This window comes from Rhizobium sp. 01T417 (assembly GCF_056398905.1).
On record NZ_JBFTQH010000005.1, the window covers coordinates 143,086 to 161,325 of the forward strand.

General features: G+C 59.4%; 13 protein-coding genes, 1 tRNA gene and 1 pseudogene. 10 read left to right on the forward strand and 5 right to left on the reverse strand.

Annotated elements, in window-relative coordinates; translation table 11 throughout:
* Nucleotides 1-124: 124 nt before the first annotated feature.
* Both AC1DPR_RS07755 and AC1DPR_RS07760 read right to left on the reverse strand, forming a co-directional pair.
* Nucleotides 125-2,323, reverse strand: coding sequence for a helix-turn-helix domain-containing protein (locus AC1DPR_RS07755; RefSeq protein ID WP_477816071.1), 2,199 nt, complete (start codon nt 2,321-2,323; stop codon nt 125-127).
* 875 nt (nt 2,324-3,198) lie between these two features.
* Nucleotides 3,199-3,274 (reverse strand) — tRNA-Ile (locus AC1DPR_RS07760).
* Nucleotides 3,275-3,489: 215 nt separating this feature from the next.
* Here AC1DPR_RS07760 and AC1DPR_RS07765 point away from each other — a divergent pair.
* Both AC1DPR_RS07765 and AC1DPR_RS07770 read left to right on the forward strand, forming a co-directional pair.
* Nucleotides 3,490-4,170: an SIMPL domain-containing protein gene (locus AC1DPR_RS07765; RefSeq protein WP_245267951.1), complete on the forward strand. Its 681-nt coding sequence runs from the start codon at nt 3,490-3,492 to the stop codon at nt 4,168-4,170.
* A gap of 250 nt (nt 4,171-4,420) precedes the next feature.
* Nucleotides 4,421-4,804 (forward strand): BRA0787 family protein, encoded by a 384-nt coding sequence (locus AC1DPR_RS07770; RefSeq protein ID WP_018116585.1) that lies wholly within the window; start codon nt 4,421-4,423, stop codon nt 4,802-4,804.
* A 52-nt stretch (nt 4,805-4,856) separates the two neighbouring features.
* Here AC1DPR_RS07770 and AC1DPR_RS07775 read toward each other — a convergent pair whose 3' ends face one another.
* Complete coding sequence (locus tag AC1DPR_RS07775; RefSeq protein ID WP_026371783.1) at nt 4,857-5,570, reverse strand: GntR family transcriptional regulator; 714 nt, start codon at nt 5,568-5,570, stop codon at nt 4,857-4,859.
* Between the two features lie 267 nt (nt 5,571-5,837).
* Between AC1DPR_RS07775 and AC1DPR_RS07780 the strand changes: the two genes are divergently transcribed.
* The 7 genes and pseudogenes from AC1DPR_RS07780 to AC1DPR_RS07810 all read left to right on the forward strand — a co-directional run bounded on the left by AC1DPR_RS07780 (nt 5,838) and on the right by AC1DPR_RS07810 (nt 11,451).
* A complete protein-coding gene (locus tag AC1DPR_RS07780; RefSeq protein ID WP_018857136.1) occupies nt 5,838-6,920 on the forward strand; it encodes an ABC transporter ATP-binding protein in 1,083 nt (360 codons plus the stop codon).
* A gap of 30 nt (nt 6,921-6,950) precedes the next feature.
* Nucleotides 6,951-8,249, forward strand: coding sequence for an ABC transporter substrate-binding protein (locus AC1DPR_RS07785; protein ID WP_018116582.1), 1,299 nt, complete (start codon nt 6,951-6,953; stop codon nt 8,247-8,249).
* Between the two features lie 73 nt (nt 8,250-8,322).
* Nucleotides 8,323-9,237: an ABC transporter permease gene (locus tag AC1DPR_RS07790; protein WP_018116581.1), complete on the forward strand. Its 915-nt coding sequence runs from the start codon at nt 8,323-8,325 to the stop codon at nt 9,235-9,237.
* A gap of 1 nt (nt 9,238) precedes the next feature.
* Nucleotides 9,239-10,060, forward strand: a complete 822-nt coding sequence (locus tag AC1DPR_RS07795) for an ABC transporter permease (RefSeq protein ID WP_113471564.1) — start codon at nt 9,239-9,241, stop codon at nt 10,058-10,060.
* 6 nt (nt 10,061-10,066) lie between these two features.
* Nucleotides 10,067-10,807: an aspartate/glutamate racemase family protein gene (locus AC1DPR_RS07800; protein WP_113471565.1), complete on the forward strand. Its 741-nt coding sequence runs from the start codon at nt 10,067-10,069 to the stop codon at nt 10,805-10,807.
* Nucleotides 10,789-10,872: pseudogene (locus tag AC1DPR_RS07805) on the forward strand (flavin reductase family protein); the annotation flags it as partial. The gene AC1DPR_RS07800 and the pseudogene AC1DPR_RS07805, both read left to right, overlap by 19 nt.
* A 93-nt stretch (nt 10,873-10,965) precedes the next feature.
* Complete coding sequence (locus AC1DPR_RS07810) at nt 10,966-11,451, forward strand: heme-degrading domain-containing protein (protein ID WP_018857133.1); 486 nt, start codon at nt 10,966-10,968, stop codon at nt 11,449-11,451.
* A 119-nt stretch (nt 11,452-11,570) separates the two neighbouring features.
* On the opposite strand, the gene AC1DPR_RS07815 is transcribed toward AC1DPR_RS07810, so the two are convergent.
* Together AC1DPR_RS07815 and AC1DPR_RS07820 are read right to left on the reverse strand one after the other, a co-directional pair.
* Entirely contained in the window at nt 11,571-12,818 is a 1,248-nt protein-coding gene (locus AC1DPR_RS07815) for a D-arabinono-1,4-lactone oxidase (protein WP_477816072.1), read from the reverse strand.
* 140 nt (nt 12,819-12,958) lie between these two features.
* Nucleotides 12,959-14,218 (reverse strand): AGE family epimerase/isomerase, encoded by a 1,260-nt coding sequence (locus AC1DPR_RS07820; RefSeq protein WP_113471567.1) that lies wholly within the window; start codon nt 14,216-14,218, stop codon nt 12,959-12,961.
* 172 nt (nt 14,219-14,390) lie between these two features.
* On the opposite strand from AC1DPR_RS07820, the gene metH reads away from it, so the two are divergent.
* Nucleotides 14,391-18,164 carry a methionine synthase gene (metH, locus tag AC1DPR_RS07825; RefSeq protein WP_113471568.1) on the forward strand — a complete coding sequence of 1,258 codons (3,774 nt, stop codon included), beginning with the start codon at nt 14,391-14,393 and terminating at the stop codon, nt 18,162-18,164.
* Nucleotides 18,165-18,240 lie beyond the last annotated feature (76 nt).

Genomic DNA, 18,240 nt, shown 5'->3' on the forward strand with positions numbered 1-18,240 from the left:
AGGACGTAATGCAAGATATGGATAGAAGCATTCGCGTCGGCTTTGAACGGCACACATTGGATACCTATTTCAAATTAATCGCCTAACGCGTTCCTCGTTAGGAAGCTGTGATTGGTGTGGCAGCTTATGCTGATGCTCTACCAGGGAAGCTAATTACATTGTCCGGAACCGGACTAGCTTCGGGCGCACTCTCTTCGACGAGGCGGAGCAAAGGTGCTATGACAGTTTTCTCCCATAGACTGTTGATCATTTCTTCCAAATTGTCCTTGAGACCCGTTTGCTTAGTGAACCAGTCCTCAAGACGTTGAGCGACGCGCCCTTTGAAACCAGGGCCGGCACCCCACTCCGCCGCACATGACGACCACGCCGGTGACTGGCAGACGGGCTCCCGGTAAACTTCGATGCCTCCGCGTTGCGCCGCCTCCAAGAACGCCCGCTTGGACGCTGCCGCACTTGCGGCAATTTGCTCGATAGATTTCGCAGCCAAGGCCAAATCATCATCAGCCTTCAGGGAGTTTAGAAAGGCTGCGAGTGCACCAAACCATCCATCACTCCTAAGCTTGGCGTCGCGCGCGGCACCAACTCCAATAAGGTGAAGGATATTGAGACCGACATACTCGCCATTGCGACGTGTCGCTGCCCAAAGTGTCGAGGCATACCTCACACCACGAATCGTATTCAGGGCGTCGACATGTGCAAGGCGTTCTCTCGCGCCCAGACGCCGATTGCCCGCAAGAAAGGTATTAAGCCGGCTGGCTACCTCCTCGATCGCGGCGTTGAGAGCTTGAGCCTCGTGGTTCTCGATGATTTCTTCTGCCGCAGCGCACAGGTCGAAGAGACGCACCTCCACAGTCTTACGCATCCGCGCTAGCTGCCCAGCAAGTTCAGACCTAATATCTTCTGCACTATCGTTCTCGACGTTGAAGAAAAACATAGGAACGCCTGCTGAGTCTTCCGCAGCAAGTTCAGAGGTGACTTGAACACGCTTGAACTCGTAGCCCTCTGAATCAGTTAAAGCCTGTTCCCCCATGTCGTCCTTCATTGCGCGAGCTTCGCCGGATCGAGGCAAAGCAAGGATGGACACCTTGCCGGTGTCAAACCGCTCCGAAAAGGTTTGCCGCATGTGCTGGAGCAAAACGCGAGAACTCATACCCGGGGCATCATTAAACCGGGAGCAGAACACGACCGTAGTGCGGGGGTCCTTCAATCGCTGATCAAGGTCCTCGCGCACTGCAACATCATCGACCCCCTTGGTGTCAATAATCGCAATGTGCATTTCCCCGAACGTCTTGCCGAAGTTCGGTATGAGGAGATCGATATTCTTGGGAAGCGGCACATCTCGCAGGCGGCCATTGTTGACCGCTTTGAAAGTCTCCGTGACCCATTCCATCGGATTTTTTCGGGTTGAGCTATCATACCAAAGTTCGCGGCGGGTACGCTCATCCAAGCCAATGAATCCCAGAACCCGTGTGCGGAATTCCTCCTCTGAACCACACGAAACTGCGAGGTCCTGTACAGGGTCCTGATAGATGATTTTTCCGTCCACAGTCTCCCGTTTCCGAGCAAGACCAGCCATGTTCCGGATGGCGCGCTCGGCTTCGCGACTGACGTTTACGCTATCCGTGGCATCACGCTGCTCCTTCACGTAGGTTGACCACTTCGCCGCGCAGAAGTCCGCCACCAGTTCACGAAGTTCGCCGTCTGACATCGGCAAGAGAGAGAGGCCGAATTCAGGTCCGACCTTTATGTGAACCTCGCAAATGGTGGTGCCACCGGCACCCGTTTCCAGAACAGGTCGATTGATGGTCTTGTCGGCCATGGACGGCGGAACAAGGAGATCGAAGAGGAAACTGATCGCTGTCGATTTACCGACGCCCATGTCGCCGATGAATGCAATGTTATGGTTGAGCTTCGTTAGGAAAGTCGCAGCTCTCATCAAGGATTCACGCTGTCGTTCGATCTGTCGCCTGAGGGGCCAAGGACGCTCTTCATTGTCGAGAAAGGCTGCAATTTTTTCCAGGGTCTCCTCGGTGATCTCCAAGCAAGCCCGCTCAGGATTCCAAAAAGAAGGCGGCTCAATGTAAATCCATTCTCGTCCAGCATATTGCTTGAACTGCTCCGCGGCCGTGCTCCCGGCGGAGATCAGCGCGTCCAGAACTTTTTCAATATCAGCCTCATGAGAAACTTCGCCCTTTTCGATTCTCGAAATCCGGCTCTGATCAAGTCCAGACTTGTCCGCCAGAACTGCTTGCGTGATTCCCAGTTCGCCACGCAGACGCGATATCACGCTTCCGGCCTCATGGAATTGAGTGTATTCAGTCACAGTCGCCTCCAATATTGATTTGATGCTGCATATATGCATGACATCGCGTTCTTTGTCAAGAGAGTTGCATCCGCAAGGGGACCACGACAAAAAGATGCATAGAAGGAGAGGAAGGAATGTTGGAGCCGTCGCGACATATCGGCGGCGGCTGTGGTGTTTCAGAGTACATCGTTGGCAACCGTGCCAATGGCTACCAAAAAGAAGTCCGCGATCGGTGGATGCTAGGTCCAGGTCGCGATGATTGATAGACGAAGGCGCGGGGATCGAAGGTTCAGTTCGCCGCCGGCAAACGACCCGCGCTTCGTACCGTTTGAGTGGAGTCCCAAGCGGGTAGCTTTTCCGGTCTCATAGAGCGGCCGGCTACAATGTCCGAGATTTGGACGGAGACAGGCCCGGAAGAACCTCCCCGGAGCAATTCCAATGCATTGGCTTGAGATTTGGAGTATGTTTGGAGTTGACCGTGATGCATCCACGCGGGCGACGCAACCGGCCTGTGGTGACGGCCAACAAAGCGAAAAGCGGCGACCTGATCGCAAATCGCTCCTCCCATACTTCCCAGTTGTTCAATACACGGGACAGGACCTGAATTGTTGACCGTTCCGTTGACCAAACCGCTGGAACTTCGCGAGTGGATTCCCGCCTAGCCGCCGCAGGACGGCGCGGTTCGAACCCCCAACGGAGCGGAACCGTGGCGTTCCAATGCCGAAACGGCTCGGCGGGTCGCGGGAGTGACCAATCCAGCGGCCCACTAAGTGTTTGAAAACACCGCTTATCTCCTATAGAATATGCGGGACAGGAGGCGACGCAGAGCCGTCCGCCTGTCGACCAGGAGAAGCCGGCGATACGGGCCGCACGGCGCAAATCCCTGGAAAAAATGGTGGGCCCGGAGGGACTCGAACCCCCAACCAAGCGGTTATGAGCCGCCGGCTCTAACCATTGAGCTACAGGCCCGGCGACAGCATGGCTGCCGTGTCCGGCGCAATGGTTCCCCGGAACGGGTTTCGCTCTAACGCAATTCTTGAGCGCTCACAAGGGACTGCCGCAATAGCTTCACAATCAATCGGCAATACGGCAATCGAGACTTCACAATCAGGGAGTTAAACACCGTGCTGCCGAACACCAGAACCATTGCCTTCAGCCTTTTGCTTGGCCTTCCGATCGCCACCATGGCGTTGCCGACACTGGCTGCTGATTCGCAGCCGCGCGAGGCCGTGATCTCCGTCAGTGGCGAGGGACAGGCGAGCGTCGCGCCCGACATGGCGGTGCTCAACCTTTCCGTCGTGAAGCAGTCAAAGACCGCACGCGAAGCGCTCGACGAAAACAACAAGTCGATGACTGATGTCCTGGCGGCGCTGAAAAAGGCAGGCATCGCCGAGCGCGATCTCCAGACGTCGGGCTTTTCAGTGCAGCCGCAATTCACCTACCCGCAATCCAACGATGGTCAGCCACAGCAGCCGCAGTTGGTCGCTTACCAGGTCTCCAACTCCCTGAGCGTGCGCGTCCGCGACCTGTCCAAGCTGGGCGCCATCCTCGACGAAGCCGTCACGCTCGGTGTCAATCAGGGTGGCGACATTCAATTCACCAACGACAAGCCGGAAAAGGTGATGGAGGAGGCTCGCAAGAATGCCGTCGCCAATGCCATCGAGAAGGCGGAGACGCTGGCCGGGGCAGCTGACGTGAAGCTCGGGCGCGTGATCGAGATCAGCGAGACGTCGCCGCGTCCACAGCCGGTGCCGGTCGCTCGGGCCGCCATGATGAAGGCCACGGCAGACTCAGCCGTCCCGGTCCAGGGCGGTGAAACCAGCTACAACATCACCGTCAACATGACGTTCTCGATCACGCAGTGATCCTCCAACAGTTCAGAAATCTCTAATTTTGACGCCGGGTGGCCATTGATATTCTCTGCAATATCAATGGCCTGTTTGTTTCTTGTCGGGCGCGGTGGAGCCGATGCGCCGATAAAGGGCTTTATCACGCGTATATTACACTATAACATCGATCGTGTTTTCGGCCTCGCAGGGGAATCTTGAGTTCTGTTTCCCGAGCTCTGCCGGCCGAAGAGGAGGAATGGCACTAGCCCCCAAAGAGGAGACAGACATGACGAATGCCTTGCCGCCGCTTCACGATGGACATGCCCCGTTCACCCTTCAGGAACTCTTCCGCGAAGCACTCTACGCCTTCGAAGAGTGGGATACGGAGCTCACCGAGCCGATTGTCACTTTCGAGGGACGTGTTGTTCCCATCAGTCAGGTCTTCGAGGCGATGCGCCACTGCGACGACATCGTTCCGATGAACATCGTCGGAGCCGTCACAGAACGGCTTACCAAACCCTGGGAGGGCGAAGGACCGCTCGACCAGATGAGTTTTTCGACGGCTGCCCGCGTCATGGGCGTCCTCGTCCGCAAGCGTCTGCTTGCCAATGGCACGGCTGACATTGTCGCCGTTGCAGAACAGCCAGCCGAGCGCCGCTCCGGCAACTGAACGGTTGGATTGCGGTCGTAGGGCCGCAATCCCGCTTCCCGTATAAAACTTGCTATGGTTCGAAGGCTTCCTTGAGGCCGACGCTCTTGCGTTCGCGCAGGTCGAGATCGGCCTCGATATGCGCAATGTGGTGCAGCATCAGCTTGCATGCCTCGTCGAGATCGCTCCGCTCGATCGCGACGAGGATGTCGCCGTGCTCGGAATGGCCGCAACTCGATATGGTCGATTGGCCGTAGAGGGCGATCACTAGCGATGAGCGGGCAACAAGCTCATCCATGAAACGCTGCATGATGGCGTTGCCGGATATGGCAGCAAGCGTCAGATGGAAGTCGCCTGATGCCTTGATCTCGGCACGCCGGGCCGTCTGGCCGCGCTCGCCCATCAGGCGGCCTTCCTCGAGCAGCAATTGCTTCAGATGCTGGATTTGCGAAGGCGTGACTCTGGCCGCGGCCTCCCGCAAGATCCCGGGCTCCACGAGACGGCGGGCGGCAAAGATCTGGCGCGCCTCATCGGGCGAGGGGTAGGCGACGAAGGCGCCACGATTCTTTTCGACGCTGACCAGACCTTCATAGGAAAGAGCCTGCAAGGCGGCGCGCGCAAGCGTGCGACTGACATTGAACAAGTTGCCGACATCGCTTTCAGACAGCTTCGTTCCCGGTGACAGACGCCGCTCGACGATCGCATCGCGGATCGCGTCGCGGATTTGTTGTGTGCCTGTATCGGCTGGATCCTCTGCAGTCTGCAGGGCCGTTGCGGTGGGCTTCATGAACACAAATACCTTTTGACCGGGAAATGATATCTGCGTTTCCCGTAAAAGTTAAACGGAATTTGCGCGCAAAGTGAAGGCTAAATTGTATACGATATTTTGCACGAATTGCAGACGATGGCCTATTTTGTGTGCATGTGGCGCCGCTGCCTGAATTTTGATATATGACGTTGCATCGATCGGAAGTCTTTGATTTCCTGACGTTTTGTGCGCCGCAAAGAAACTGGCACGGCAGATGCATTGTCTTTCTCAAACAGGGGAAGACCAATGTCGAAAGCCGCAGAGATCGATATCGTATCCGTTTCCAAGGTGTATGGCGCCACGACGGCGGTCCATTCCATCAGCCTGAAGATTCCGGCCGGCTCCTACTGCTGCTTTCTCGGGCCTTCCGGCTGCGGCAAGACCTCGACGCTGCGCATGATCGCCGGGCACGAAAGCATTTCCTCAGGCGATATCAGGCTCGGGAATACCGTCGTCACCGATTTTCCGCCGGCCAAGCGCGGTACCGCGATGATGTTCCAGTCCTATGCGCTCTTCCCGCATCTTGATCTCATCGACAACGTCGCCTTCAGCCTGAAAATGAAGGGCGTCGAGAAGGAGGACCGGCGCGCCAAGGCGCTTGACATGTTGAAGCTGATGCAGATGGACGCCTATGCGACGAGGCGACCGGCACAGCTCTCTGGCGGCCAGCAACAGCGTGTGGCGCTGGCGCGCGCGCTGATCACAGATCCCGAAGCGCTGCTGCTCGATGAACCGCTCTCAGCCCTCGATCCCTTCCTGAAGATCCGCATGCGTGCGGAGCTGAAGAAGCTGCAGAAGAGTCTCGGCATCACCTTTGTGCACGTGACGCACAGCCAGGAAGAGGCGATGGCGCTCGCCGATATCATCGTCATCATGAACGACGGCAAGATCGAGCAGGCGGCAACGCCGCGCAAGGTCTTCGAGGAGCCGGCCACCGCCTTCGTCGCTCGCTTCATGGGCGATCACAATGTTCTTTCCGGCCGCGTTGTGTCTTCAAATGGCGGTGTCACTACGCTCGAGGTTCCGGAAGGGCAGACCTTCTCGGTGCGCGGCAACGGCAAGCATGCCGGCGAGAGCGTCGATATCGGCGTCCGCACGGATCGTGTGCGCCTCGAAAAGGCTTCCGACAAGACGCTCGGCTTCAACGGTGTCGTCTCCAATATCGAATATCGCGGCGCCTCGGTGAAGCTCACGGTGGCCGGCGCGGGCAGTGACGACTTCACTGTTATCGCGAGTGACGGCGATTATTTCGCCAAACCCGTATCGGTCGGCGATGCGGTGTCTCTGAGATGGGCTCTGGAGGACGCGGTCCTCCTCGGCCGCGCATGAACCTCACCAGCAAAAAGAAGGGGAACTGACATGACAACTGAAAAGAAGACGACCAAGACTGAGGTCGGGATTTCCCGCCGCAGCCTGCTGAAAACTGGCGCCGCCGCGCTCGGCGCTGCTGCAGGCTCGGGCCTTATCACCGGCTTCCCGACGATCTGGGCGCAGTCCAACATCACGCTACGCCAGTTCGGCACGGGTGTTTCCAACATCAACGCCATTGCCGAGCAGTGCAAGAAGGACCTCGGCATCACGCTGGAGATGACGGCGACCGATTCCGACGCCGCCGCCCAGCGCGCCGTGACGCAGCCTGACAGCTATGACATCGCCGACATCGAATACTGGATCCTGAAGAAGGTTTACCCGACCGGCGTCATCCAGCCGATGGATGTGAAGAAGCTGAAGTACTACGACAAGGTCGTTCCGTTGTTCAAGAACGGCAAGCTGAAGCCGGACAGCGTCATCGCGCAGGGCACGGCGCCGCACACGGTCGGCTATGTCGAGAGCGCGGACGCCAAGACCTTCGCCAAGGGCGAAACCGAGCTCTTCACCATGATGCCGACGATCTACAATGCCGATACGCTCGGCATTCGTCCGGATCTCGTCGGTCGCGATATCACCACTTGGGCCGATATCATGGACCCGAAGTTCAAGGGCAAGACCTCGATCCTCAACATTCCGTCGATCGGCATCATGGATGCCGCGATGATCATGGAAGCGCTCGGCAACATCAAATACGCCGACAAGGGCAACATGACCAAGGAAGAGATCGACAAGACGATCGAGTTCCTCATCAAGGCCAAGCAGGACGGCCAGTTCCGCGCCTTCTGGAAGAGCTTCGACGAGTCGGTCAACCTGATGGCCTCCGGCGAAGTCGTCATCCAGTCCATGTGGTCGCCGGCTGTCGCGGCCGTCCGCTCCAAGGGCATCGCCTGCAAGTATCAGCCGCTCAAGGAAGGCTACCGCTCGTGGGGCGGCGGTCTCGGCCTTGCCTCGCACCTCAAGGGCGCGCAGCTCGACGCGGCCTATGAATACATCAACTGGTACACGTCGGGCTGGGTCGGCGGCTACCTCAACCGCCAGGGCTACTACTCGGCCTGCATGGACACCGCCAAGAACTTCATGACGGCTGACGAGTGGGGCTACTGGATCGAAGGCAAGGCCGCCCAGGGCGATATCCTCTCGCCTGAGGGCAAGGTCATGGAGAAGGCCGGCGCCGTTCGCGACGGTGGTTCGTTCGAAGAGCGCATGGGTCATGTGGCGTGCTGGAACTCCGTCATGGACGAAGACCGCTACATGGTTCGCCGCTGGAACGAGTTCATCGCTGCCTAAGGCAACCGCTTCTGCCAGGCCCTCTCCCCAGTTCCTTTGGGGGGAGGGCGTCTATAACGGAGAGACCGGAAACATGGCGACGATCGCGTCTTCGCAGGCCGAGCACCAATCGGAACAGACAAGCCGCCGACGGATCGGATGGCCGACATGGGCAGCCTCTTATCTGCAGGCGACGCCGCTAATCCTCATTCTCGGTTTCTTCTTCATCCTGCCGATCGCCATGATCGCCGTCGTTAGTTTCTGGGACTACGACTTCGCCGGTCTCTACCCTGATTTCCTGACCATGAACTACACCGACACGCTCGGTTCATGGGTCACCTGGAAGACCTATCTCAACACCTTGAAATTCACGGTGATCGTCTGGAGCCTGACACTCTTCATCGGCTTCTGGGTCGCCTATTTCCTCGCCTTTCATATCCGGCGCACGTCGACGCAGATGATCCTGTTTCTGGTCTGCACAGTGCCGTTCATGACCTCCAACATCATCCGCATGATCTCGTGGATCCCGGTGCTCGGCCGCAACGGTCTGGTCAACTCCGCGCTGGTGCAGATGGGCATCGTGCCGCAGCCGATCGAATGGCTGCTCTATTCCGATTTCGCCGTGGTTCTCGCCATGGTGCATCTCTACACACTCTTCATGGTGACGCCGATCTTCAACACGCTGATGCGCATCGACCGGTCGCTGTTCGAGGCGGCGCGAGACGCCGGGGCCACCGGCTGGCAGATCCTCTGGAATGTCGTGTTGCCGCTGGCAAAGCCCGGTATCGCGATCGGTTCGATCTTCGTCGTCACCCTCGTCATGGCCGACTTTTCGACCGTGCAGGTCATGTCCGGTGGCCAGAGCGCTTCGGTCGCGCTGATGATGAAGAACCAGATGTCGCTGCTGCAGTATCCGGCCGCTGCCGCGAATGCCGTCGTGCTTCTGATCGTTGTCCTGATGATGGTCGCCGCCATCCTGCGCGTCGTCGATATTCGTAAGGAGCTTTGAGATGAACCACGAGAAGCGCACCTTTGAATTCTACGTGCTCGCTGCCTTCTTCCTTGTCTTCGTGCTGTTCCTCTACGGACCACTCTCGGCGATCCTGATCCTGTCCTTCCAGGGGCCCGACGGGGGCCTAACATTCCCGCTGAATGGCGTTTCCGTTCACTGGTTCTACAATCTCTTCGAGAAGCAGGCAGTCGGGGGTTTCGGCGCATCCTTCCGCCGCTCGTTCACGCTCGGGCTGATGGTGATGGTGGTCACCGTAGTAGTCTCGCTGTTGGCCGGCCTGGCGTTCCGCCGCCGCTTCCGGGGCGCGACCGTGCTTTTCTACGCAACGGTCGCGAGCCTGGTGGTTCCGTCGATCATCATTTCGCTCGGGATCGGCGTGGTCTTCCAGCAGGGCGGCCTTAAGCCTGCCTGGTACTCGTCCGCCTTCGGCGCGCACCTGACATGGACGCTGCCCTTTGGCGTGCTGATCATGTTTGCCGTCTTCAACCGGTTTTCGCCAGCCTACGAAGAAGCTGCGCGCGATCTTGGCGCGAATTCGTGGCAGACCTTTCGTCATGTCGTGTTGCCGATGATTGCCCCCAGCCTGATCGGTGTCGGCCTGTTCGGGTTCACGCTCTCTTACGACGAGTTCGCCCGCACGCTGATGACGTCAGGAAGTTACAACACGTTGCCGCTCGAAATCTACGGCATGACCACCAACGTCACCACGCCGGTGCTCTATGCGCTAGGCACGGTCACGACGTTGTTTTCCTTCACCATCATCCTCGTCGCGCTCGGCATCATGCTCATGCTGCGTCGGCGCCAGGCAAAGGTAAGCTAACCCCTAATGCGCATTCTTCTGGTCAATCCCAATACGACTGAAACCATGACCGACAAGGCCGCCTTTGCTGCCCGCGCGGTCGCGGCGTCCGGCACCGCCATCATTGCCGCCACCTCACGCATGGGGCCGGTATCGATCGAAGGACATTATGACGGAGCGCTCGCAATCCCGGGACTTCTCAGCGAACTCAAGGAGCGGGCTGGCGAATACGATGCCGCCATCATCGCCTGCTTCGACGACACGGGACTAGATGCGGCGCGCAGCTTTGCCGACGTGCCGGTGCTTGGGCTCTGCGAATCTGCGGTCGCCACCGCAGGCTTCCTGGCGCAGCGATTTACCGTCGTGACGACGCTGGAGCGTTCGCGCGTCCTGATCGACAACCTCGTGCGGCGCTACGGCATGGGAGGCCGCGCGAAGGTGCGCGCCTCCGATATTCCGGTTCTTCAGCTCGAAGATCCCGCCTCGGGTGCTATCGGCAAGCTCCGGGCCGAGATCGAGCGTGCTCTTGCTGAGGATGGCGCCGAAGCGATCGTGCTTGGTTGCGCCGGGATGACTGATCTGGCTCGCGAGCTGCAGGATATCTACGGGGTGCCCGTTGTCGACGGCGTAGCCGCGGCGGTGAAGCAGGCGGAAGCGCTGGTGTCACTTGGGCTGTCGACCAGCAAGCGCGGCTCCTACGCGTCGCCGCTGGCCAAGCCCTTTACAGGCGCGATGAGTGTTTTTGCGCCGATGCGGGCAGCAGGCTGACCTGTGACGGCGATACCTGTTCGACGATCCGTGACCGTTTCGAAATGCTGACGCCCCAATTGTAAGCTTCCGGGCAGCGCCACGATTCCGCTTTACTTTTCACCTCCGCTTGCATTTGTTCAAACAAAAGCATTGCAGGAGAGGAAGCACACGTGACCATGCCGGACGACGACCTTAAGCGGATTGCAGAACAGGAGAAGGTGCTGAGTTTCGACACCTTCGATCTCACGACAGCATGGCAGCTCGGCAGGCTCCTGCAGGAACTTGGAACCGAGCGCGGCCACGGGATCGCGATCGACATTACGCTGCATTCGATGCCCGTCTTCTATGCGGCACTGCCCGGTGTCACGCCCGACAACGTCCAGTGGGTGCGGCGCAAGCGTAATCTGGTGCTGCGCTACTTCAAGAGCAGCTACGCGATCGGTCTCGATCTTAAGGAGAAGGGCAAGACGGTTGCCGACAATGGTCTTTCGGATGCCGACTATGCGCCGCATGGCGGCAGCTTTCCGATCAATGTGAAGGGCACCGGCTGCATTGGCGCGGTCACCGTATCCGGCTTGCCGCAGCGAGACGACCACAATCTTGCGGTCGAGGCGCTGGCATTGATGCTGGCGAAAGACATCGACGCCCTTCGCCTGGCGTGATTGCTGTTTCACCTGGCGTGTCTTGGCACGCCAGGTTTACGCTGCGAGCGATCGGATGGGGAGGACGGCTTCAGCTGGACCCAATCGAGGTATGCGAAGCCCCCATCAACGGCAGCCGCTCAGTTCGAGCCGAAGACAACGTCTTCCAACCACGGGTTAGAGAACCTCCGTTCCGGATCCATCCTGTCGCGAAGACGGACAAACTCGGCAAGCTTTTCATATTTGGCGCCGATGTTGCGCTCCGTAAAGACCTTGCCCCAATGCGGCAGGGCTGCGAAGGGCGAGAGTGCCTGCTCGATATGCCCCACGGCCGCATTCACGGCCTCCTGATCCCGAACCCAGGTAAAGTGGAACGACAGCGTATCGCGGTGATACTGAGGACTGAGCCATAGCTCGTCCGCCGCGACAGTCCGGAGTTCGCCCGCTTGCACCAAGGGGGCAAATTTATCGCGGATCGACAGCAGCGCTTCGATCGCTGCCGCGCCGTGTTTGCGTGGAAGGTGGAACTCGGACTGTATCTCTTCGCCATTGCTGGGCGTGAAGCCCATCTTGAAGTGCGGGAGCCTGTCGGACCAGCGGCCATATTGCCCCAACTGATCCGTGGAGTTTTGCGCGTCCAATTCGCTTATGGGGTGCCTGTTGACCATCGCGCGTGTTGCGCCGTGGATGTCGGCCGGCCAGTCCTCGGCGGACGCAGTTCTCTTGACCCAAATCGATCCTGCTTGTTGACCCCATTGCGTGAACACGCTGACGCTGTAGCCCAAGGCCATGATCTCATCGAGGTTGGCCAAAAGCTTGTCCCAGGCCAATCCTTCGTAGACGCACTGTGCGACCTGAAACTCCGGCTGAACGTCAAGCGTCACGCGCGTTACGACGCCAAGCGCGCCCAAATGCACCACCATGCCCGCGAAATCGGCATCGCCGCGGGTCACCTTCACGAGGCGGCCGTCGCCTGAGACGATTTCCAATCCCGAGACCGCTGTCGCCAGATTGCCGTTCCGGTCGCCTGAGCCATGCGTTGCCGTGGCAATCGCGCCAGCAATGGAGATGTGGGGTAGGGAGGCTAGATTGTGTACGGCAAGACCATGGCCATGGAGGAAAAGCGCAAGCTCGCCATAGGTGCAATGACCGCCAACGGAAACCTGTCTCCCATCGCCTTCGATGACGGGGTCGATTGGCACATCGGCAAGCGCCAGGGCAACTTCGCCATCGGCAATCGCATTGAATGAGTGGCTTGACCCCACCGTCTTTATCTTTGGCGCTCGCATCACGACTTCGCGGACCGCTTCCACCGAAGACGGATAGAGGCAGTCTCGAAAGCCATAGTGAAAGCTTCCCGCCCAGTTAGCCTTTGGAACCCGCGTCATAACAAAACCTCGCGCTTCTCTATCGCACAGCCATTCCAACGACGTACTTTGCGACGCTGTGCCGGGTCTCAGCTCAAGTTACGGCGTCGACGCGACGCCACTTGATGATCGAGCGCCACTGAAGCGGCGCTCGCTCTATATCAGATCTTGCCGCCCGCCTCGGGAATGACCTTGGTTAGGCTTCCGGTTGCGGGGAAGAGGGGGATCAGGCAGGCCTGCAGGGCGTGGTAGATGTCGCCCTTGCCGGGGAACAGGCTGTGTGAGGGTACCAGATTTTCCGTCAGCTCCTCGTGCCAACCGCCATTCTTGTGGTCGATGAAGGCGCGTTCGATCACGTTCCAGATCCTGCGGTAATGTTCCTCGTGGTAGTCGCTTGGCAGGTGCTCATTGAGGAAGTGCGCGGCGGCAGCGCCCTCGCAGGCCGGCCACCACAGCTTGTTGCGCTTGGCCGGCTTGTCTTCCCAGTCGAGTGTATAGAAGAAGCCGCCCTTGTCGTCGTCCCAACCGAGGGCGATCGACTGCGAGAACAGGCTCTTCGCCGCATCTGGCATCCACTCCTGCTTCTTGCCGCCAAGCACCCAGAGCTGGAGAAGGAGGCGCGCCCACTCCAGCCAATGACCAGGAGTAGTGCCTGCCGGGCGGAACATTTCGTTCGGATGATAGTAATCCTTGTCGAGGCCCCAATCGGTGGTGAAGTGCTCGGCAACGCGCCAACCGACGGAGCCGGCGGCTCGACGAATGACGAGATCAGCAATGCTTTCAGCCTTGGCGACATAGTCGCGGTCGCCGGTTGCCTCGAAGGCCGCCATCAGCGCTTCGGTCAAATGCATGTTGGAGTTCTGGCCACGGTAGTTGCCGCCGTCGAGAGCCTGCCAGTCGGCGGTGAACTCTTCGGCAATGGCGCCGTGCTTGGCTTCCCAGAACTTGGTATTCAGGACCTCGGCAATATCGGCAAGCATGCCGTCGGCAAGCGGATGGCCGACCGTCTTGGCGGAGGACGCTGCGAGCAGGACGAAGGCGTGGCCATAACCCTGCTTGTTTGAATCGACGGGGCCCTTGTCATCGAGCGACCAGAAGTAACCGCCGTTCTTGGTGTCACGGTGATGGTTCCAGATGTACTGCATGCCATGATCCACGACGTCGGAGGCACCGGGACGGCCGAGCAGCGTGCCGATCGCAAAGCAATGAACGGCGCGTGAGGCTATGTGGATCGGACGGACCTGACCGGCGGCATTGAGCGGTTTGCCGGCATCGTCGAGATCGAAGAAGCCGCCTTTCGGGTTGACGGAGTTGTGCTGGAAGAAATCGAAAAGGCCGTTTGCCTGTGCGAGAAGCCAATTGCGGTGGTAGGCGCGGGTGGTCCAGTTTCCAAGCGCGGCGTCGCCGATTGCTAGTACCATGATACTCCTCCAATTTCGTGCACAAAGCCTTCGTAACCGCCTATATAGGGGTCGCCCGAGTCTGTCATCTGCCCAGCGCCGCAAAGGCGCCACATGATGGGCATATATTGACATAAAGATATCTTTATGTGATTTGACCAATTGGCCTGTAACGACGTCAAGGAGTCCGCCCGTGTTTGATACTCTGTTTAGTCCCGAAGGGACAAAGCGCGACGGTAGCGAAGTGTTTGCGGCGCTCAAGAAAGCTGCCAGTGAACGTATCCTCGTTCTTGACGGCGCCATGGGCACGCAGATCCAGGGGCTTGGCTTCGACGAAGACCATTTTCGTGGTGATCGCTTCATCGGTTGTGCCTGCCATCAGAAGGGCAACAACGACCTGCTGATCCTGACGCAGCCGGATGCGATCGAAGAGATCCATTACAAATACGCAAAGGCCGGCGCCGATATTCTGGAGACCAACACCTTTTCGTCGACCCGCATCGCACAGGCCGACTATGCGATGGAAGGCGAAGTCTATGCGCTTAACAAGGAGGGCGCCGAGATCGTGCGCCGCGCCGCGATCCGTGCTGAGCGCGAGGACGGCCGTCGTCGTTTCGTCGCCGGTGCCATCGGCCCGACGAACCGCACCGCGTCGATTTCGCCCGACGTCAACAATCCGGGCTTCCGCGCCGTCAGCTTCGACGACCTGCGCATCGCTTATGGCGAGCAGATCGACGGCCTGATCGATGGTGGCGCCGATATCATCCTCATCGAGACGATCTTCGACACCTTGAATGCGAAGGCCGCGATCTTTGCCTGCGAGGAGCGCTTCGAGGCGAAGGGCATCCGCCTGCCGGTCATGATCTCCGGCACGATCACCGATCTTTCCGGCCGTACCCTGTCCGGCCAGACGCCGTCGGCGTTCTGGAACTCGGTGCGGCACGCCAACCCGTTTACGATCGGCCTGAATTGCGCACTCGGCGCCAACGCCATGCGTCCGCACTTGCAGGAGCTGTCGGGCGTTGCCGATACCTTCATCTGCGCCTATCCGAATGCTGGCCTGCCGAACGAGTTCGGCCAGTATGACGAGACGCCGGAACTGATGGCGGCGCAGATCGACGAGTTTGCACGCGAAGGCCTCGTCAACATCGTTGGCGGCTGCTGCGGCTCGACGCCTGAACATATCAAGGCGATCGCTGAGGTGGTGGCGAAGTACAAGCCACGCCCGATTCCCGAGCATCGCCCCTTCATGTCGCTGTCGGGTCTCGAACCGTTCGAGCTGACCAAGGACATTCCCTTCGTCAACGTCGGTGAGCGCACCAACGTCACGGGCTCCGCCAAGTTCCGCAAGCTGATCACCAATGCCGACTACACGGCAGCGCTCGATGTGGCACGCGACCAAGTTGAAAACGGCGCGCAGATCATCGACATCAACATGGACGAGGGCTTGATCGATTCCGAAAAGGCGATGATCGAGTTTCTGAACCTGATCGCCGCCGAACCGGATATCGCTCGCGTGCCTGTGATGATCGACTCCTCGAAGTTCTCGATCATCGAGTCCGGCCTGAAGCGTGTCCAGGGTAAGCCGATCGTCAACTCGATCTCGCTCAAGGAAGGCGAAGAGAACTTCCTGGCGCAGGCGAAGCTGCTGCACGCTTATGGCGCGGCCGTCGTGGTCATGGCCTTCGATGAGACGGGGCAGGCAGACAGCTACGAGCGCAAGGTCGAGATCTGCACGCGCGCCTACAAGATCCTGACTGAAAAGGCGGGCTTCCCGCCTGAGGACATCATCTTCGATCCGAACGTCTTTGCTGTCGCGACCGGCATCGAGGAGCACAACAACTATGGCGTCGACTTCATCGAGGCGACGCGGACGATCCGTAAGACGATGCCGCTGGTGCATATTTCGGGCGGCGTCTCGAACCTGTCCTTCTCGTTCCGCGGCAACGAGCCGGTGCGCGAGGCGATGCACGCCGTGTTCCTTTACCACGCCATCCAGGCGGGGATGGACATGGGCATCGTCAATGCCGGTCAGCTGGCGGTCTATGACAATATCGACCCGGAGCTGCGCGAAGCCTGCGAAGACGTCGTGCTGAACCGCCGCGCCGACGCGACCGAGCGGCTGCTTGAAGTGGCAGAGCGTTATCGTGGTGCCGGCACCCGGGAAGCGAAGGTGCAGGATCTCACCTGGCGCGAATGGCCGGTCGCAAAGCGGCTGGAGCATGCGCTGGTCAACGGTATCACCGAATATATCGAAGCCGACACCGAGGAAGCCCGTCAGCAAGCGGAGCGGCCGTTGCATGTCATCGAAGGCCCGCTGATGGCCGGCATGAACGTGGTCGGCGATCTCTTCGGCTCCGGCAAGATGTTCCTGCCGCAGGTCGTCAAGTCGGCGCGCGTGATGAAACAGGCGGTCGCGGTACTCCTTCCCTACATGGAAGAGGAGAAGCGACTGAACGGCGGCGACGAGCGCAAGGCTGCCGGCAAGATCCTGATGGCGACCGTGAAGGGCGACGTCCACGATATCGGCAAGAACATCGTCGGTGTCGTTCTCGCCTGCAACAATTACGAGATCATCGATCTCGGTGTCATGGTGCCAGCAACGAAGATCCTCGAGACTGCCGTCGCCGAGCAGGTGGATGTCATCGGCCTCTCCGGCCTGATTACCCCGTCGCTCGACGAAATGGTGCATGTCGCCGCTGAAATGGAACGTCAGGGACTGGACCTGCCGCTCTTGATCGGTGGCGCGACGACCAGCCGTGTCCACACGGCAGTCAAGATCCACCCGGGCTACAACAAGGGCCAGACCGTCTATGTGACGGATGCCAGCCGCGCGGTCGGTGTCGTTTCCTCGCTGTTGTCACCTGAAGGTCGCGACGGTTATGTGGCCGACATCCGCGCCGAATATGCGAAGGTCGCTGCAGCGCACGCCCGCAGCGAGGCGGAGAAGGTGCGCCTGCCGCTGGCACGTGCCCGTGAAAATGCCGCTGCGGTCGACTGGGCGGCCTACAAGCCGACAAAGCCGAGCTTCCTCGGCACCAAGGTATTCGACGGCTACGATCTTGCCGAGATCGCCAAGTACATCGACTGGACGCCGTTCTTCCAGACCTGGGAGCTGCGTGGGCGGTTCCCGGCAATTCTCGAAGACGAAAAGCAGGGCGAGGCGGCTCGCGCGCTGTGGGCCGACGCGCAGGCCATGCTGAAGAAGATCATCGACGAGAAGTGGTTCAACCCGCGCGCCGTCATCGGCTTCTGGCCGGCGAACGCGGTCGGCGACGATATCCGGCTGTTCAAGGACGATAGCCGCAAGGAGGAGCTTGCCACCTTCTTTACGCTGCGCCAGCAGCTTTCGAAGCGCGATGGCCGGCCGAACGTCGCATTGTCGGACTTCGTGGCGCCAGCCGACAGCGGCATTCACGACTATGTCGGCGGCTTCGTCGTTTCAGCCGGTATCGAAGAGATCGCTATCGCGGAACGCTTCGAACGTGCGAACGACGACTATTCGTCGATCCTCCTGAAGGCGCTGGCCGATCGCTTCGCGGAGGCCTTTGCGGAATGCATGCACGAGCAGGTTCGTCGCGAATATTGGGGTTATGCCAAGGATGAGCATCTCTCCAACGAGCAGCTGATCAGCGAGGAATATGCCGGTATCCGTCCGGCGCCGGGCTATCCGGCGCAGCCCGATCACACCGAGAAGAAGACGCTGTTTGCTCTGCTCGATGCCGAAAAGGCTGCCGGCGTGCAGCTCACCGAGAGTTATGCGATGTGGCCGGGTTCGTCGGTCTCCGGCATCTACATCGGCCATCCCGAATCCTACTACTTCGGCGTCGCCAAGGTGGAGCGGGACCAGGTCGAGGACTACGCAGCCCGGAAGGGCATGGACGTAGCCGAGGTCGAACGTTGGCTTGGACCGGTCCTCAACTACGTACCGCGCAAGCGTGACGAGGAAATCGAGGACGCTGCCTGATCGGCGGCGTCTTCAGTATTTGATTCAAGGACCAGAGGGATTGATTTAGCTCTTGGTCGCAACGCACTGAATCTGA

Bases quoted from the DNA above. Each gene is read 5' to 3' on its own strand.
- AC1DPR_RS07770 (WP_018116585.1), top strand. From the start codon at position 4,421: ATGACGAATGCCTTGCCGCCGCTTCACGATGGACATGCCCCGTTCACC.
- AC1DPR_RS07795 (WP_113471564.1), top strand. From the start codon at position 9,239: ATGAACCACGAGAAGCGCACCTTTGAATTCTACGTGCTCGCTGCCTTC.
- AC1DPR_RS07765 (WP_245267951.1), top strand. From the start codon at position 3,490: ATGGCGTTGCCGACACTGGCTGCTGATTCGCAGCCGCGCGAGGCCGTG.
- AC1DPR_RS07780 (WP_018857136.1), top strand. From the start codon at position 5,838: ATGTCGAAAGCCGCAGAGATCGATATCGTATCCGTTTCCAAGGTGTAT.
- AC1DPR_RS07800 (WP_113471565.1), top strand. From the start codon at position 10,067: ATGCGCATTCTTCTGGTCAATCCCAATACGACTGAAACCATGACCGAC.
- AC1DPR_RS07785 (WP_018116582.1), top strand. From the start codon at position 6,951: ATGACAACTGAAAAGAAGACGACCAAGACTGAGGTCGGGATTTCCCGC.
- AC1DPR_RS07815 (WP_477816072.1), bottom strand. From the start codon at position 12,818: ATGACGCGGGTTCCAAAGGCTAACTGGGCGGGAAGCTTTCACTATGGC.
- AC1DPR_RS07790 (WP_018116581.1), top strand. From the start codon at position 8,323: ATGGCGACGATCGCGTCTTCGCAGGCCGAGCACCAATCGGAACAGACA.
- AC1DPR_RS07810 (WP_018857133.1), top strand. From the start codon at position 10,966: ATGCCGGACGACGACCTTAAGCGGATTGCAGAACAGGAGAAGGTGCTG.
- AC1DPR_RS07775 (WP_026371783.1), bottom strand. From the start codon at position 5,570: ATGAAGCCCACCGCAACGGCCCTGCAGACTGCAGAGGATCCAGCCGAT.
- AC1DPR_RS07820 (WP_113471567.1), bottom strand. From the start codon at position 14,218: ATGGTACTAGCAATCGGCGACGCCGCGCTTGGAAACTGGACCACCCGC.